The following is a 1,904-nucleotide window of genomic DNA, read 5'->3' as shown; positions in this document are numbered from 1 at the left end:
CGATACTGGGCTCGCGGCGCACGATTACCCAGGCGGGAGTCACACCCGCTAGAACACGCGGCCTTGCCAGGCCGCACTGTCCCCTTTTCTGTACTTTTCTGCTTAACTTAATGACATTGCATCCAAGACCACTACTCTTCCGCTTCTTTCCTCTTCTTGATAAGAAGATACAGCGCAGTTGATAAAGACCCAATAAGGAACATCGGCCACATCAGGAGAGCGCTAAATAACACCTCCAACTGCGCACGCATCTTAGCGACTGAACCATCAGGCAGATTTTTGCCAAAGTAATCCAAAAACCTGGGAACAAAAAGTTCGCTGAAGACGTAATACTGAATACCGAGAATCCCCAGAAATAGAAACAGCATAAGGGAAAGCAGATGAATCTTACCAGTAATTGTTAACGAAGCCACCGGGTTGCTCTCCTTTATACTCTATAATGGACTGTTCAAAAGCGCCGAATGAGACTTCAAAACACTTTAAGTTTAATAAGCTATCACTCGCTACTCGCACTTTGGGAAATCTTCAAAATCTTCAAGTTGCCGTTCAAGTTCTTCGAGTTCCTTTTGCATCGGATCAAAACGTCTTTCTTTTAGGTCCTCCACCGTTGAAATATCCCTCATAAGATCCCAAATCGTCAAAGCACCGCCTGTCACCGCTAACCCGGCCCCAAGTAATCCAGCCCAAGCAGGTGCAGTCCCAATGATTGCCGTGCCTACAAGAGCACCACCTGCCCCCGTCAAAAGAGCACCACCTACACCCATCATCGACAACAGACCGAATGGGTCGTTTAGATTAACCGGATCATTTAGAATGTATCCATATAGATTTGTCCCATCCCCTCCAAACCCAATCGGATCCTTCCCCATCCACCGCCCGGTATAGGGATCATAGTCCCTGGCCCCAAACCGCACGAGCCCAGTGTCTGAATCATAGAGCCCCCCGGCAAACCCAAACGGCTGGAACCCCGGCTGGGTATCCCGCGTGACGACACCCCAGGCATCGTAGTCCATCCGCTGTACGACGGCTCCGCTCTCGACGGCGACGACCAGCCGTGGGCTGCCGAGGTGGTCGGAGAGGATCCGGTAGCGGGTCTCCTCCTGCGTCTCGGGATCGATCTTGATCAGATAAGCCGGGACATTGGCCTGCTCGCCATAGACGAAGACGGCGACCAGGTTCCCCTCCCCGTCCAGCTCGGCGATGGGGTTGAGCTGATCCTTGTAGAGGAATCCCTGGACCAATTCACCGTCGCGGGTCTTGCCGATGCGCCGATCCTGGCCGTCGATGACGTAGCCAATGGCCGCGCTCGGGCGTGGCCGGGCCGGTGTGTCGGACTGGAGCAGGCGGTCCTGCTCGTCGTAGCTGCCGTTGGCCACGCCGTCGACGCCGATGCGGTTGCCATTGGCGTCGTAGTCCCAGGCGCCGGTGACGGTGCCGTTCTCCTGGACCTCGGTCAGGCGCCCGGCCAGGTCGTAGGCGTAGGCGTAGACGCTGGTCTGGCCCTGTAGGGTCTCGGTCTTGGTGCGGATGCGCCCGAGGCGGTCGCGGCTGTAGGTGACGCCGTAGAGGGCGCTGCCGCTGTGCTGCGCGTTGACGGAGGCGAGTTCACCGAAGGCGTTATAGCCCTGGGTGGTGGTGAGGCCGCCGAGGGTGGTGCCGGTCAGCAGCCCGTTGCCGGCATGGCGCGCGAGGATCAGCTCACCGGCCCGGGTCAGCAGCCCGTCGTCGCCGTAGCCGTAGGGGATGCGGTGCGTGGCGTTGACGGTGTGGGCGGCGATGGCGAGGTCGCTGTTCCAATCGGTCTCGACCTGGCCATTGACGGTGCCGGACCACTGGGTGTCGATGGTGAGCGCGCCGTCATAGTCGAAGGCCAGCACCTCGCCCTCGGGCGTGGTGATCGTGGC

2 protein-coding genes are annotated in these 1,904 nt (G+C 58.2%); both read right to left on the bottom strand.

All coding sequences use genetic code 11. The features are described from left to right. Positions 1 to 131: 131 nt before the first annotated feature. Positions 132 to 413, bottom strand: a complete 282-nt coding sequence (locus tag G3446_RS26510; protein WP_164456652.1) for a hypothetical protein — start codon at positions 411 to 413, stop codon at positions 132 to 134. Between the two features lie 90 nt (positions 414 to 503). Beyond that, on the bottom strand, positions 504 to 1,904 hold a 1,401-nt coding region (locus G3446_RS26505; protein WP_164456651.1), incomplete at its 5' end, for an RHS repeat-associated core domain-containing protein.

The sequence above is a fragment of the Thiorhodococcus minor genome, assembly GCF_010820565.1.
Classification (GTDB): Bacteria; Pseudomonadota; Gammaproteobacteria; order Chromatiales; family Chromatiaceae; genus Thiorhodococcus; species Thiorhodococcus minor.
Note: the sequence above shows the minus strand (reverse complement) of the source record. Positions and strands in the feature narration are given on the sequence as shown.